The 14,005-nt window shown below is 71.7% G+C and carries 17 protein-coding genes; 9 read left to right on the plus strand and 8 right to left on the minus strand.

Annotated elements, in window-relative coordinates:
* Nucleotides 1-24: 24 nt before the first annotated feature.
* On the minus strand, nucleotides 25-339 hold the full coding sequence (groES, locus tag ACQEUX_RS23465; RefSeq protein WP_030330046.1) for a co-chaperone GroES: 315 nt from the start codon (nucleotides 337-339) through the stop codon (nucleotides 25-27).
* Nucleotides 340-598: 259 nt separating this feature from the next.
* Here groES and ACQEUX_RS23470 point away from each other — a divergent pair, with 259 nt between their 5' ends.
* From ACQEUX_RS23470 to ACQEUX_RS23505, 8 genes are all read left to right on the plus strand, one after another.
* Entirely contained in the window at nucleotides 599-1,795 is a 1,197-nt protein-coding gene (locus ACQEUX_RS23470; RefSeq protein WP_433052223.1) for a THUMP-like domain-containing protein, read from the plus strand.
* A 10-nt stretch (nucleotides 1,796-1,805) separates the two neighbouring features.
* Entirely contained in the window at nucleotides 1,806-2,285 is a 480-nt protein-coding gene (gene ybaK, locus ACQEUX_RS23475; RefSeq protein WP_433052226.1) for a Cys-tRNA(Pro) deacylase, read from the plus strand.
* A 180-nt stretch (nucleotides 2,286-2,465) separates the two neighbouring features.
* Nucleotides 2,466-3,560: a sugar ABC transporter substrate-binding protein gene (locus ACQEUX_RS23480; RefSeq protein WP_433052229.1), complete on the plus strand. Its 1,095-nt coding sequence runs from the start codon at nucleotides 2,466-2,468 to the stop codon at nucleotides 3,558-3,560.
* Nucleotides 3,561-3,674: 114 nt separating this feature from the next.
* A complete protein-coding gene (locus ACQEUX_RS23485; RefSeq protein ID WP_433052232.1) occupies nucleotides 3,675-4,493 on the plus strand; it encodes an ATP-binding cassette domain-containing protein in 819 nt (272 codons plus the stop codon).
* Complete coding sequence (locus ACQEUX_RS23490; protein WP_433052235.1) at nucleotides 4,490-5,752, plus strand: sugar ABC transporter permease; 1,263 nt, start codon at nucleotides 4,490-4,492, stop codon at nucleotides 5,750-5,752. The genes ACQEUX_RS23485 and ACQEUX_RS23490 overlap by 4 nt, the downstream gene beginning before the upstream one ends.
* 20 nt (nucleotides 5,753-5,772) lie before the next feature.
* Nucleotides 5,773-6,954: an ROK family transcriptional regulator gene (locus ACQEUX_RS23495; protein ID WP_433052238.1), complete on the plus strand. Its 1,182-nt coding sequence runs from the start codon at nucleotides 5,773-5,775 to the stop codon at nucleotides 6,952-6,954.
* A 19-nt stretch (nucleotides 6,955-6,973) separates the two neighbouring features.
* Nucleotides 6,974-7,270 carry a DUF1707 SHOCT-like domain-containing protein gene (locus ACQEUX_RS23500; RefSeq protein ID WP_433052241.1) on the plus strand — a complete coding sequence of 99 codons (297 nt, stop codon included), beginning with the start codon at nucleotides 6,974-6,976 and terminating at the stop codon, nucleotides 7,268-7,270.
* A 125-nt stretch (nucleotides 7,271-7,395) separates the two neighbouring features.
* A complete protein-coding gene (locus ACQEUX_RS23505) occupies nucleotides 7,396-8,136 on the plus strand; it encodes a DUF4142 domain-containing protein (protein ID WP_433052244.1) in 741 nt (246 codons plus the stop codon).
* Nucleotides 8,137-8,155: 19 nt separating this feature from the next.
* Here ACQEUX_RS23505 and ACQEUX_RS23510 read toward each other — a convergent pair whose 3' ends face one another.
* From ACQEUX_RS23510 to tsaB, 4 genes are read right to left on the minus strand one after another with little or no spacing between them, the layout of a single operon-like run.
* On the minus strand, nucleotides 8,156-8,410 hold the full coding sequence (locus ACQEUX_RS23510) for a hypothetical protein (RefSeq protein WP_433057087.1): 255 nt from the start codon (nucleotides 8,408-8,410) through the stop codon (nucleotides 8,156-8,158).
* Between the two features lie 14 nt (nucleotides 8,411-8,424).
* A complete protein-coding gene (tsaD, locus tag ACQEUX_RS23515) occupies nucleotides 8,425-9,471 on the minus strand; it encodes a tRNA (adenosine(37)-N6)-threonylcarbamoyltransferase complex transferase subunit TsaD (RefSeq protein ID WP_433052247.1) in 1,047 nt (348 codons plus the stop codon).
* On the minus strand, nucleotides 9,464-9,946 hold the full coding sequence (rimI, locus tag ACQEUX_RS23520; protein ID WP_433052250.1) for a ribosomal protein S18-alanine N-acetyltransferase: 483 nt from the start codon (nucleotides 9,944-9,946) through the stop codon (nucleotides 9,464-9,466). The genes tsaD and rimI overlap by 8 nt, the downstream gene beginning before the upstream one ends.
* Nucleotides 9,943-10,620, minus strand: a complete 678-nt coding sequence (gene tsaB, locus ACQEUX_RS23525) for a tRNA (adenosine(37)-N6)-threonylcarbamoyltransferase complex dimerization subunit type 1 TsaB (RefSeq protein WP_433052253.1) — start codon at nucleotides 10,618-10,620, stop codon at nucleotides 9,943-9,945. Before tsaB ends, rimI begins: the two co-directional genes overlap by 4 nt.
* A gap of 283 nt (nucleotides 10,621-10,903) precedes the next feature.
* Between tsaB and ACQEUX_RS23530 the strand changes: the two genes are divergently transcribed.
* On the plus strand, nucleotides 10,904-11,608 hold the full coding sequence (locus tag ACQEUX_RS23530) for a helix-turn-helix domain-containing protein (protein ID WP_433052256.1): 705 nt from the start codon (nucleotides 10,904-10,906) through the stop codon (nucleotides 11,606-11,608).
* Nucleotides 11,609-11,649: 41 nt separating this feature from the next.
* Here the strand turns inward: ACQEUX_RS23530 and ung are convergent, their stop codons facing one another.
* From ung to ACQEUX_RS23545, 3 genes are all read right to left on the minus strand, one after another.
* A complete protein-coding gene (gene ung / locus ACQEUX_RS23535) occupies nucleotides 11,650-12,351 on the minus strand; it encodes a uracil-DNA glycosylase (protein ID WP_433052259.1) in 702 nt (233 codons plus the stop codon).
* A 68-nt stretch (nucleotides 12,352-12,419) separates the two neighbouring features.
* The gene (gene tsaE, locus ACQEUX_RS23540) at nucleotides 12,420-12,902 is read right to left on the minus strand and encodes a tRNA (adenosine(37)-N6)-threonylcarbamoyltransferase complex ATPase subunit type 1 TsaE (RefSeq protein WP_433052262.1); all 483 of its coding nucleotides are present in this window, start codon (nucleotides 12,900-12,902) and stop codon (nucleotides 12,420-12,422) included.
* Complete coding sequence (locus ACQEUX_RS23545; RefSeq protein ID WP_433052265.1) at nucleotides 12,899-14,002, minus strand: alpha/beta fold hydrolase; 1,104 nt, start codon at nucleotides 14,000-14,002, stop codon at nucleotides 12,899-12,901. The genes tsaE and ACQEUX_RS23545 overlap by 4 nt, the downstream gene beginning before the upstream one ends.
* Nucleotides 14,003-14,005: the final 3 nt, after the last annotated feature.

Raw genomic sequence — 14,005 nt, forward strand, 5'->3', positions numbered from 1 at the left:
GGGGCAGTGGCACTGATCGGTTGCTTACTTCTCGATGACCGCGAGGACGTCGCGGGCGGAGAGCACCAGGTACTCCTCGCCGGCGTACTTGACCTCGGTGCCGCCGTACTTCGAGTAGAGGACGGTGTCGCCAACCTGAACGTCAACCGGAACCCGGTTGCCGTTGTCGTCGACGCGCCCCGGGCCCACAGCGAGGACGGTGCCCTCCTGCGGCTTCTCCTTGGCGGTGTCGGGGATCACGATGCCCGACGCCGTGGTGGTCTCAGCCTCGTTCGCCTGGACCACGATGCGGTCCTCGAGCGGCTTGATCGCAACCTTGGTCGCGGTAGTCACGGGCATACCCTCCTGGGGTACTGGTTTCGTTGCTGGCCGGCGGGGCCGACCAGCGTCAATCTGCCTCATGCCACCGGGCGGGGCCGTCGTCGCGGGTGCCGGTCCGCCTGGCGTGCGCACCCGGGTCGCGAGACCCGGGAGCTGGCACCCTCAGGGTGAGAGTGCTAATCGCAGGTTATTCCGTGGCTAGCACTCCGTCAAGGAGAGTGCCAGCGCGTCGCGCCCCGCCAGCCCGGATTCCTGGCTCGACCGGGAGAATGACCGAGTGGATCTCGATCAGCTGGCGGCGCTGCGTACCCCCGAGGGGTCGGCCGCGCTCACGGCGGCGGCCGGGCTGGCCGGCGGTGATCCGCTGGCCGCGGCGTCGGCCCTGCGCGCGGCCGGGGTGCCACCGACGCTGGCCGCAGCGGCGCTCACCCAGGCCGAGCTACGCCACCGGGCGGTCGGCAAGTTCGGCCCGGCCGCCGCCGGGATGTTCCTCACCCGACCCGGCCTGGAGCAGGCCACCCGCCGGGTGGTCGCCGACCGCCGGGCCGCTCGGCTGTACGCGGCCGGCGTGCGCACCCTGGCCGACCTCGGCTGCGGTCTCGGCGCCGACGCGCTGGCCGCCGCACGCGCCGGCATCCGGGTGTACGGGGTGGAGGCCGACCCGGTGACCGCCGCGATGGCCGCAGCCAACGCCTCGGCGGCCGGGCTGGCCGAGTTGTTCACGGTCGAGTGCGGCGATGCCACCGCGTTCGACGTCTCCCAGGTCGACGGGGTCTTCTGCGACCCGGCCCGACGCACGACCGGCACCGGGCGACGGATCTTCGACCCGCGCGCCTACTCGCCACCGTGGGATTTCGTCACCGGGCTCGCCGAGCGGGTGCCGCGCACGGTGGTGAAGGTCGCACCGGGCCTGGACCACGCACTCATCCCGGCCGGCGCGGAGGCGGAGTGGGTCGGCGTGGACGGCGACCTGGTCGAGGCCGCGCTCTGGTGCGGCGAGTTGGCCGAGGTGCCGCGCCGCGCCACGCTCTACCGCCAGGAGGGCGCCGAGGCCCACCGCCACCAGCTCACCGGCTCGGGCGCCGACGAGGCGGCGGTCGGGCCGCCGCGCCGCTACCTGTACGACCCGGATCCGGCGGTGGTCCGCGCGCACCTCGTCGCCGAACTGGCGGACGAACTGGACGCGACCCTCGGCGACCCGAGCATCGCCTACCTCTACGCCGACCACCCGACCCGCACCCCGTACGCGCGCTGCCTGGAGATCACCGACGTGCTGCCGTTCTCGCTCAAGCGCCTGCGGGCGCTGCTGCGCGACCGTCGGGTGGGCCGGGTGGAGATCCTCAAGCGGGGTTCCGCGCTCACCCCGGAGCAGCTCCGGCGGGACCTGCGACTGGCCGGCGACGCGGCGGCGAGCCTGGTGCTCACCCGGGTCGGCGGCGCACCGACGGTGCTCGTCGGCAGGCCGGTCGACTAGCGTCGGTGGCGTGGCAGGACAGGGCACTCCGGCGACGGCACTGGTGGTCAAGCGCGGGGTCGCGCATCGCACGCATCCGTACCGGGTGGCGCCGGACGCTCCGAACTACGGGGCACTGGTGGCGGTGGCGCTCGGCGCGGCACCGGAGCGCGTGTTCAAGTCGTTGGTGACCGAGGTCGACGGCGCGCTCACCGTGGCGGTCGTTCCGGTCACCGGCGAGCTGGATCTCAAGGCGCTCGCGGCTGCCGTCGGTGGCAAACGAGCGGCGCTGGCCGACCGCGCGGTCGCCGAGCGGGCCACCGGCTACGTACGCGGTGGGATCAGCCCGCTCGGGCAGCGTCGGCGGCTGCCCACCGTGCTGGACGACTCCGCGCTGGACTTCCCGACGATCTATGTCTCGGCTGGTCGGCGCGGTCTGCAACTCGAACTGGCCGCAGCGGATCTGGTCGCGCTGACCGACGCCCGTACCGCGCCGTTGCAGACCCGCTGACGGCGTTCATTACGGCGGGCTCCTCCCGAGGTGGCTGGGGAGTAACAGTCGCGTTGCTGAATTGTTATCGCTCCCAACAAACTTGACACCTGCGCACTCTTGTGGACTCGCGGCGGGGCGCAATACGTTGCCGGGCACAACAAAACAAACACCTCCCCCACCCCCGAAAGGACCCTGCACATGCGTAAGGGGATCCTCACCATCGCCGTCGTGGGCCTGCTCACGACCGGCGGCTTGACCGCCTGTGGCGACGACTCCGGCTCCGGCCCGGCCGACTCCGCCAAGACTCCCAAGATCGGCGTGATCCTCCCGGACAGCAAGTCCTCCGCCCGCTGGGAGACCGCGGACCGCCGATTCCTGGAAGAGGCGTTCAAGACCGCCGGCGTCCAGTACGACATTCAGAACGCCCAGAACGACAAGACCGCCTTCCAGACCATCGCCGACCAGATGATCACCAGCGGCGTCACCGCCCTGATGATCGTCAACCTGGACTCCGGCACCGGCAAGGCCGTGCTCGACAAGGCCAAGTCGCAGGGCGTGGCCACCATCGACTACGACCGCCTCACCCTGGGCGGCTCGGCCCAGTACTACGTCAGCTTCGACAACGAGACCGTCGGCAAGCTGCAGGGCGAGGGTCTGGTCAAGTGCCTGACCGACCAGGGCGCCAAGAACCCGGTCGTGGCGTACCTCAACGGCTCCCCCACCGACAACAACGCCACCCTGTTCAAGAACGGCTACGACTCGGTGCTCAAGCCGAAGTTCGACGCCAAGGAATACGTCAAGGGCCCCGAGGACGCCGTACCGGCGTGGGACAACGCGCAGGCCGCGACGATCTTCGAGCAGCAGCTCACCAAGGCCAGCGGCAAGATCGACGGCGTGCTGGCCGCCAACGACGGGCTCGGCAACGCGGCCATCTCGATCCTGAAGAAGAACAAGCTCAACGGCAAGGTGCCGGTGACCGGTCAGGACGCCAGCACCGAGGGCCTGCAGAACATCCTCCTCGGCGACCAGTGCATGACCGTCTACAAGGCGGTCCGGGAAGAGGCCAAGGCCGCCTCCGACCTGGCCATCGCCCTCGCCAAAGGCGAGAAGAAGGAGACCGGCCAGACGGTGAAGGACCCGGAGGGTGGCCGCGACGTCCCCTCGGTGCTGCTCACCCCGAAGGCCATCTACAAGGAGAACATCAAGGACGTCATCGCCGACGGCTACGTGACCAAGGAAGAGGTCTGCGCCGGGACGTACGCGAAGCTCTGCGCCGACGCCGGCATCAGCTGACCGGCGCCGCAGTACCCGCCGGGACGACCATCGCCGCCCGGCACGGGAGCCCCTCCCGTGCCGGGCGGCGCCCGCCGGACGGGCCCCGACCCTCCCTTGAGAAGGAGACCCCCCGTGTCCGCGACCCCCCTGCTGGAACTACGCGGGATCGACAAGAGCTTCGGTCCCGTCCAGGTGCTCCGCGACGTCGCCTTCACCGTCCACCCGGGCGAAGTGACCGCACTGGTCGGTGACAACGGTGCCGGCAAGTCGACCCTGGTGAAGTGCATCAGTGGCATCCACCCCACCGACTCCGGCGAGTTCCTGTTCAACGGCGAACCGGTGCACATCGGCAGCCCCCGCGACGCCGCCGCGCTCGGCATCGAGGTCGTCTACCAGGACCTCGCGCTCTGCGACAACCTGGACATCGTGCAGAACATGTTCCTCGGCCGGGAGAAGCGCAGCGGCATCGTCCTGGACGAGCCGACCATGGAACAGCTCGCCGCCGAGACACTGGCCGGGCTCTCCATCCGCACCGTCACCTCGCTACGCCAGCACGTGTCCAGCCTGTCCGGTGGTCAGCGCCAGACCGTGGCCATCGCCAAGGCGGTGCTGTGGAACAGCAAGCTGGTCATCCTGGACGAGCCGACCGCGGCGCTCGGCGTGGCACAGACCGCACAGGTGCTCGAACTGGTCCGCCGCCTCGCCGACAACGGCCTGGCCGTGGTGCTCATCTCGCACAACATGAACGACGTCTTCGCCGTCTCCGACCGGATCGCCGCGCTGTACCTCGGCCAGATGGTCGCCCAGGTGAAGACCACCGACATCACCCATGCCCAGGTGGTCGAGCTGATCACCGCCGGGCGCTCGGGCGGGCTCGGCCTCGCCACCGACCCGGGCAGCAACGGCGACGGCCCGCAGCCGGCCGACTCGATCTCAGGAGGCGTCCGATGACCACCACCGTCGTGCGGAAGGACGGCCCCGGGGCCGTCACACCGGCGCCGACCGTCGGGGGCCACGTCCGCAACTACTGGAGCCGGGTACGCGGTGGCGACGTCGGCGCGTTACCGGCCGTGCTCGGCCTGGTCGTGCTCTGCACCGTCTTCGCGATCATGCGGCCGTCGTCGTTCCTGTCGGCCGGCAACTTCGCCAACCTCTTCACCCAGGGCGCGGCGGTCACGCTGATCGCGATGGGCCTGGTCTTCGTGTTGCTGCTCGGCGAGATCGACCTCTCCGCCGGCTTCGCCAGTGGCGTCTGCGCGGCGGTGCTGGCCAATGTGGTCACCGTGCTCGGCTACCCCTGGTGGGTCGCCGTACTCGCCGCGGTCGCCACCGGTGTGGTCATCGGCACCAGCCTCGGCATGCTGGTTGCCAAGATCGGCATTCCGTCCTTCGTGGTCACCCTCGCCGGCTTCCTCGCCTTCCAGGGCGTGGTGCTGCTGCTCGTGAAGGAGGGCACCAACATCTCCGTCCGGGACGAGGTGCTGGTCGCCATCGCCAACCGCAACCTCGCCCCCACCCTGGGCTGGGCGTTGACCGTCCTCGCGGTCGTCGGCTACGCGGCGGTGCAACTGCTGCGCCACCGCAACCGGGTGGCCCGCGGTCTGATCACCGACCCGATCGCGGTGGTGGCCCTCCGGATCGGCGGGCTCGCCGTCATCCTCGGCGCGGCGGTGTACGTCCTCAACCTGGAGCGCAGCCGCAACGTACTGATCGTCTCGCTCAAGGGTGTGCCGATCGTGGTGCCGGTCATCGCGGTGCTGCTGATCGTCTGGACCTTCGTGCTCCAGCGCACCAGCTACGGCCGGCACATCTACGCCGTGGGCGGCAACCGGGAAGCGGCCCGCCGGGCCGGCATCGACGTCGACCGGATCCGGATCTCGGTCTTCGTGATCTGCTCGTCGATGGCCGCCATCGGTGGCATCGTGGCGGCCAGCCGGGCCAACTCGGTCGACCCGAACACCGGGGGCAGTAACGTACTGCTCTACGCGGTCGGCGCGGCGGTGATCGGCGGCACGAGCCTCTTCGGAGGCAAGGGCCGCGTCCTCGACGCCGTCCTCGGCGGCGCGGTGGTCGCGGTCATCGAAAACGGAATGGGCCTGATGGGGTACAGCGCGGGAGTCAAGTACGTGGTCACCGGCGTCGTGCTTCTCCTCGCCGCCAGCGTGGACGCGCTCTCCCGCCGCCGCGCGGCAGCCACCGGCACCCGCTGACCGCGGGAGGTAGCACCACCATGCGCCCAGGACCGAGCCAGGACGACGTCCGACGGCAGAACCTCGGGGCCCTGCTGAGGCACGTGCACGTCCACGGGGCGACCACGCGCGCCGAACTGACCACCACGCTCGGCCTCAACCGCAGCACCATCGGCGCGCTCACCGCCGATCTGGTCGCGGTGGGGCTGGTCAGCGAGGGCGCGCCGAAGGAGACCGGCCGGGCCGGGCGACCGTCACTGGTCGTCCGGCCCGAATCGGACCGGGTCTACGCGTACGCGTACTCGGTGGAGGTGGACCGGCTACGCGCCGCCCGGATCGGGCTGGGCGGCGCGGTCCTGGACCGCCGGGACCTGGACCGACCGCGTGGCCTGCTGGCCGCGGAGGCCGCGCCGCTGTTGGCCGGCGCGGTGAAGGAGATGCAGCAACTGGTACCGGCCGACGCGATCTGCGTCGGTGCCGGTGTCGCGGTCTGCGGCATGGTCCGCCGCGACGACGGCCTGGTCCGGCTCGGCCCCACCACCGGTTGGGTGGACGAGCCGATCGGCACCGCACTCGGCGCCGAGCTGGGCATCGACGTGCCGATCACGGTGGGCAACGTGGCCGACATGGCCGCGTTCGCCGAACACGCACGGGGTGTGGCCGCCGGCTGCGACAACGTCATCTACCTGTACGGCGACGTCGGGGTGGGTGCCGGCATCATCGCCGGTGGGCGCCGGCTGACCGGGCACGGTGGGTACGGCGGCGAGGTCGGCCACATGAAGGTGGTCCGCGACGGCAGGCCCTGTGAGTGTGGCTCCCGGGGTTGCTGGGAGACCGAGATCGGCGAGCACGGTCTCCTCCGCGCTGCCGGACGGTCCGATGCCCGGGGCCGCGACGCGGTGCTGGCCGTCTTCGACGCCGCCGACCGGGGTGACGCCCGGGCGCAGACGGCGGTCCGCCAGGCCGGCGACTGGCTCGGCTTCGGCGTGGCCAACCTGGTGAACGTCTTCAACCCCGAGATGGTCATCTTCGGCGGCACCATGCGCGACCTCTACCTCGCCGCGGCGGCCCAGATCCGCAGCCGGCTCAACTCCAACGCGCTCGGCGCCTGCCTGGAGCACGTGCGGCTGCGCACGCCGAAGCTGGGCGAGGACGCCCCCCTGATCGGGGCCGCCGAGCTGGCCTTCGAACGGCTCCTCGCCGACCCCCTCGACGTGGGCTGATCCGCGTACCCTGTTCGGCGTGGATGTCGAGCTGCGCGCCTCCGACGACGACCGCAACCGGGTGGTCGCCGAGCTGCACCGGCACACCGCGGCGGGTCGGCTGACGCTGGACGAGTTCTCCGACCGGGCTGGTGCAGTGTGGACAGCGCGCACCCTCGGTGACCTGGCCGCGCTGACCCGAGACCTGCCGGCCCTGCCCGACGTGGCCGTCGAGCGCGACCCGGTCGGGCACGGGCACCGGGAGTTGCTGATGGTCTTCGCCGTCGCCGCGCTCACCCTGCTGCTGCTGGGCGGCTTCCTCGCCGTCACCCGCTGATCCGCGTCGCCCTCCGATGAACTGATCGCGCGATCAGTCCGTACCAGTGGGCGGACGGGCAGCCGGCAGGCTACGGCTGCCCGGTCCAGACGCGTTCCGGTCCGGACCGAGGAGGCACCTCAGACATGGCACCGCTCAGATCCGCCCGTCGCCGGCTGGGCAACCGGACCCACCGGGCGGCGATGCTGCTCATCGCGATCATCGCGGGGGTCGGTGTCCTGCCCGGCGTGGCAGTCGCCGCGCCCGCCGGCGGCCAGCAGCTCAACGCCGCCGACATGACTCTGCTCAACGGGGTGCGGCTGGCCGGGCTGTGGGAGATGCCGGCCGGGCAGATGGCCGCGGAGAAGGGGCAGTCGGCGAAGGTTCGGGAGATCGGTGCCGGTATCGCCAGCGAGCACCAGCAGCTCGACCAGCTCGTCGTCGACGCGGCCAACAAGTTGGGCGCGACGATCCCCAGCGAACCGACGGCCGAGCAGAAGGGCTGGCTGGCGGAGATGCAGAAGGCCTCCGGGGCCCGGTTCGACCAGATCTTCGTCACCCGGCTCCGGGTCGCCCACGGCAAGATCTTCCCGGTGATCGGCGCGGTGCGGGCCAGCACCCGGGACGCCACCGTCCGCAAGCTCTGCGACGACGCCAACGGCTTCGTCATGCACCACATGCAGATGCTGGAGAGCACCGGGCTGGTCCGCTGGCCGGAGCTGCCGCCGGCCGCGCTGCCCGCCCCCGGTGACGACGGGCTGCTGGCCGCCGCCGCGGCGAACGCCGGCCCGCAGGTCGGGGTCAGCAGCACGGTCGTCTGGCTGGTCTTCCTCGCCGCGCTGGGCACCGGCGGAATCGCCACCTACCGGATGCTGCGCCGCAACTGAGCCTCGGTGGTGGCTCGCGTCACCGGTCGACCTGGGTGAAGTCCCAGGAGTGCGGGGGGCGGGCCACCAGCAGTGCGGGCGGGTCCGGCAGCGGGCGCGGACTGCTGCGCCACTTGGAGATGACCACCACACGGTGGTCGGTGGAGGAGAAGACCTCGCTGGAGACGTGCAGCGGGTCGTGCTCCAACTCGGGCAGGGCGGTGTCGCACACCCAGGTGATCAGGTCGGCGACACCGTACGCCTCGGCGCGCGCCTCCCACATCCGCACGATCATGTCCGCCGCTCCCGTCACACGCTGACCGTGGTCAACGGCAGCGCCGAGTCGGCCGGCAGGTCCAGTCGGCTCGGCGCGACCCCGGCGGCGACCAGGTGCGAACCGAGCGCGGCCACCATCGCCCCGTTGTCGGTGCACAGCTTCGGCCGGGGCACCCGGACCTGGATGCCGTACTTCTCGGCCCGCTGCTCGGCCAGCGCCCGCAGCCGCGAGTTCGCCGCCACTCCCCCACCGATCACCAGCGTCTCGATCCCGTTCGCGCGGCAGGCGGCGACCGCCTTGGTGGTCAGCACGTCGCAGACCGCCTCCTGGAAGGACGCGGCCACGTCGGCCACCGGCACCGGCTCGCCAGCACGCTGACGGGCCTCGACCCACCGGGCCACCGCCGTCTTCAGACCGGAGAACGAGAAGTCGTAGCGGTGGGCGGCGAGGTCCTTCGCGGCGGTCAGACCGCGCGGGAAGGCGATCGCGGCGGCGTCGCCAGCCCGGGCCTCCCGGTCGATGGGCGGGCCGCCCGGAAACGGCAGCCCGAGCAGCCGGGCGACCTTGTCGAACGCCTCACCGGCGGCGTCGTCGATGGTGGCGCCCAACGGGGTGACGCCCCGGGCCAGGTCGTCGACGAGCAGAAGGGACGAGTGACCGCCGGACACCAGGAGCGCGATGGCGGGTTCGGGCAGCGGGCCATGTTCGAGGGTGTCCACCGCGACGTGGGCGGCGAGGTGGTTGACGCCGTACACCGGCTTCTCGGCGGCGAGCGCGTACCCCTTCGCGGCGGCGACACCGACCAGCAGCGCGCCGGCCAGCCCAGGCCCGGAGGTGACGGCGATCGCGTCGATGTCGGCCAGGGTGACGCCGGCCTCGGTCAGTGCCCGGTCCATGGTCGGCACGATGGCCTCCAGGTGTGCCCGGCTGGCCACCTCGGGCACCACACCCCCGAACCGGGCGTGCTCCTCGACACTGGAAGCGAGCGCGTCGGCCAGCAGCGTGTGGCCCCGCACGATACCGACGCCGGTCTCGTCGCAGGAGGTCTCGATACCCAGGATCAGCGGTTCGTCAGCCATGGTCGTGTGGTCCGTCCCCGGTCGGCTCGGCGTCGCGCCGCATGACCAGCGCGTCGGTGTTGCTCGGTTGGTAGTAGCCGCGCCGCACCCCGATCGGCTCGAACCCGTACGTCGCGTAGAGCCGCTGGGCCGCGGCGTTGTCCACGGCGACCTCCAGCAGGGTGCTGCGGGCGTCGCGCCGGGCCGCCTCGGCGAGCAGATCCTCCAGCAGGGCACGGCCTATGCCGCGCCGCTGGGCGTCCCGGCGCACGGCGATGTTCTGCACCCACACCTCGTCCGGCGGCGCCCCGGCGAGCCCGGCGTAGCCGAGCACCGAACCGTCCGTGTCGACGGCGACCCGGTAGTGGTGCCCGTTGGCCAACTCGCTCCAGAACATGCCCGGCGACCACTGCTCGGCGCCGAAGAGATCCTCCTCGATCGGCAGTACGTCGTCGATGTGCCACCAGCGGAACGGGTCGATTCGTACCGCCGTCATGGCAGGACCGGTTTGTGGCCGGTCGCCGCCACCGCGTCCGGGCGACGCAGGTAGAGCGGGGTGAGGCGCTCACCGGACGCGCCCGCCCGGATCCGCTCGGCGGCGAGCAGCGCCAGCACGGTGGCGTCCGGGTAACGGGGCTCGACCCGAACCGGCAGGTCCAGGGTCTCGGCGTACCGGTGCGCCCCGTCGCCGACGGCGATCGTCGCGCCCAACTCCCGGGCACGCGCGGCGGCCACCGCCGGCGTGGACACCTCAGGCCCGACGATCCGCTGGCCGGCGCCGTCGTACACCGCCCAGTAGAGCTCCTTGCGCCGGGCGTCGCTGGCGGCCAGCACCGGCTCGCCGGACGCCGCCGGGTAGCCGATGGCGTCCAGCGAGCAGACGCCGTACGTGGGGATTCCGAGCACCTGCCCCATCGTCGCGGCGGTGACCAGGCCGACCCGCAGCCCGGTGAACGGCCCCGGGCCGAGCCCGGCGACGATGGCGATCAGGTCACGCGGGCGCGCGTCAGCATCGGCGAGGACCGCGTCCACCTGTGGCGCGAGCAGTTCGCCGTGCGCGCGGGCGTCGACCGTGCACCGGTGCGCCCGGGACACCACGCCGTCCGCCGAGACCTCCACCAGCGCCGCGGTCACCGCAGGGGTCGAGCTGTCCACCACGAGTACGAGCACGGTAAGCCAGCCTAGCCGCCCGGCCCACCTCCCCGGTCACGCCCCGCCCCGCCGCCGCCTGGGTCACACCCCCGCCCGCCGCGCGCCGGCGGGCGACAAGTACCTCCATGAGCGTGATGCCTCTGAGTCATCAAAATGACTCAGAGGCATCACGCTCATCGGGACTAGCCCCGTCGCCCGTCGGCAGGTCATCGGCCGGGGCGATCCTCGACCGGAACGGCGACGAGTCGTCAATATGCCGCAGAGGTATCGCAGGCATCTCGGCTTGTTCCACCATGCCGGGATGTCATCCACTCGCCTCGGCACCCTTCTCGGCAGCACTGTGCGGCAACAACGACACCTGCGCGAGCTGAGCCAGCGCCAGTTGGCCGAGCTGGCCGGGGTCAGCCAGACGGCGGTGGCCCGGATCGAACGCGGCGAACGCGCACCCAGCATCGCCGTGCTTGAGGCGTTGCTCGCCGCCATGGCCGTCCAATTGGTCGTCGGGGTCGAGCCGCTCGACGCGCACCTCGACGCCCGCATCGCCGAGCTTGGCGCCAAGCCGCTGGCCGAACGGATCGACGAGCTGGGCCTGGACCGAGCGCTGGACCGCCTCACCGACTTCCCCCAGGTGATCACCGGGAGCACGGCAGCGCTGTTGCAGGGCGCGCCGGTGCCGGTCGACGCACTGGAGATCGCCCTGCGCTGGCGTGACTCGGAACGATTCACCCGCTGGTTGGAGAGGAACTACGGCCAGCGGTGGAACGCCCGCTGGGGCGAGTTCGGCGGAGTGTGGTTGGAGCCGGAGAAACCGGGCGAGCGCCGTTGGTCGACCCGATACGGCGAGATCAGAGCCACGATGTGCGATGAGCTGCCCGAAACGATCGAGGTGCGCCACGGTGGGCGCAGTTACCAGGTGGTGCCGCTGGTCGAGCTGGAGCTGACCGAGCCGCGCGCCGGCGAGTTGTTACGCCGCTACCGGGACCGGCAACTGGCCAGCGAAGGCTGAGCCAGTGCCGGCCCGCCAGCGGCAGGACGCCGACGGCACGTTCAGCCAGCGGTGCGCTCCCAGTCGATGGTCGGCAGGCCGGCGTCGGCGAGCGCCTTGTTCGCCGCGCTGAACGGGCGGCTGCCGAGGAAGCCACGCGGGTTCATCGGGCTGGGGTGGCCGGCCTCCAGCACCACGTGCTGTGGGTTGGTGACCAGGGCGGCCTTCTTGCGGGCGTAGCCACCCCAGAGCAGGAAGACCACCCGGTCCGACGAGGCGTCCAGCGCCCGGATGGTCGCGTCGGTGAACTCCTCCCAGCCGGCGTTGGCGTGCGAGCCCGGGGTGGCCTGACGGACGGTCAGCACCGCGTTGAGCAACAGCACGCCCTGGGAGGCCCAGCCGTCGAGGTTGCCGCTGCGCGGCTTGGGAACGCCCACGTCCTCGCCCAACTCCTTGAAGACGTTGCGCAACGAGGGCGGCACCGTCACACCGTCGCGGACGCTGAAGCTCAGCCCGTGCGCCTGCCCGGCCCGGTGGTAGGGATCCTGCCCGAGGATCAGCACCCGAGTGCCCTGCGGCGGGCAGAGCCGGTATGCCGAGAACAGGTCCTCCAGGGGCGGGAAGACGGTCTGCGTCGCATACTCCCGGGCGACGAATTCGGCCAGCGCGGCGGTGCGCGCCGCATCCAGGTGCGGGGTGAGCACGGCACGCCACTGCTCCGGCAGCAGGGCCAGCAGATCCAGGGCGGGGGCGTCGTCGGGCATCAGGAACCTTTCGCAGCGCGGGTCGTCCCCCGCACTCTAGGCATCGGGTACGACAGCGGCCCGCCGGCCTACCCCAGGTCCGCGAGCCTCCGGGCCCAGTCGCCACCGACCGGGTCCAGTTCGACGATCCGGGTGTCGTCGTCGCGGCGGTCGATGCGGACCCGCAGGTGCGCGTCGACCAACTGCTCCACCAGCCCCTCGCCCCACTCGACCACGGTCACCGACTCGTCCACCGAGGCGTCCAGATCCAGGTCGTCGATCTCGGCGCGGGGATCGGTGGCGTCACCCAACCGGTACGCGTCGGCGTGCACCAGGGCCACCCGACCGCCCCGGTCCGGGTCCGGACGGTGCACCCGGGCGATCACGAACGTCGGCGAGGTGATGTCCCCCCGGACGCCGAGCCCGGCGCCGACGCCCTGGGTGAGGGCGGTCTTGCCGGCACCCAGCGGGCCGGTCAACAGCACCAGGTCGCCGGCTCGCAGCAGCCCGGCCAGGCGGCGACCGAACTCCCGAGTGTCCTCGACGGTCGGCAGCTTGACGACGTGACTCACCTTTCCTCCGGCTCTTCGAGTGATGTGAGGAACCGCGCCAGCGCGGCGTTGACCTCATCAGCGTGCTCCAGCATCACCACGTGACCGCTGTCCTTGATCTTGAGGAACTCGGCGTGCGGCAGCCGCCGGACGATCTCCTCCGAATGGGTGACCGGGGTGATCATGTCCTTGTCTCCGACCACCACGAGCACCGGCGTCGCGGCCAGCGCCGCGAGAGCCGGGAAGCGCGAATGGGTGGCCAGGGTCCGCAGATAGCGGGTCACCGTGTCGGCCGACGTCCGGGAGTTCATCGTCTCCACGTAGGACACCAGAGCCGGGCTGGGCTTGCGGGTGCCGAAGCCATACCTGCGAGTCAGCAGCCAGGCCACGTTCGACGTGGACTTGCGGGCCTTGTCGATCACCGGCCCGCCGTACCGGGTGGCGTTGCTGACCATGTACAGCACCGGGCCGCCGACCCGGCCCAGCAGCGCGGGCGCGACCAGCTTGGTCTCCGCGATGAGCCCGCCCGAGGTCGCCATCAGGACGGTGCCCACCACCCGGTCGCCGAACAGCTCCGGAAACAGCTCGGCGAACGCCATGATGGTCATGCCACCCATCGAGTGGCCCACCAGCACCAGCGGCCCGTCCGGGGCGGTCCGGTCGATCACCTCACGCAGCGTCCGACCGAGCACCGCGAGGTCGTACTCCCCGGTCTCCAGCCGGCCGGACCGACCGTGACCGGGCTGGTCGTACGCCACGATCCGGTAGTCACCGCGCGCGGCGAGCATCTGGCGTTGAAAGTGGAACGTCCCCATGTCCAGGCAGAAGCCGTGCACCAACACCACCGTCGGGTGCCCCTGCACCGGCCGGGTCGGCTCGACCACCTCGACGTGGATGTCCGTGCCGTCCGGCAGCTCGAGACGGAACGCCTCGTCGTACCGCTGCTCGCCGAACGTCTCGTGCGCGTAGCGGTCGGCCGGGTCGGCCTTGAGTCGGCGGACCAGGGTTCGTTCGGTCGCGACCCCGGCCGCCAGGCCCGCCGCGGCCACCCCGACGGCGGCCCCGACGATCCCCGCGACGCGGCCCACCGCGGTCCGCGGACGCGGAACGCGATAGCTCACGGC

It is taken from the genome of Micromonospora sp. CA-259024 (genome assembly GCF_050936255.1).
Classification (GTDB): domain Bacteria; phylum Actinomycetota; class Actinomycetes; order Mycobacteriales; family Micromonosporaceae; genus Micromonospora.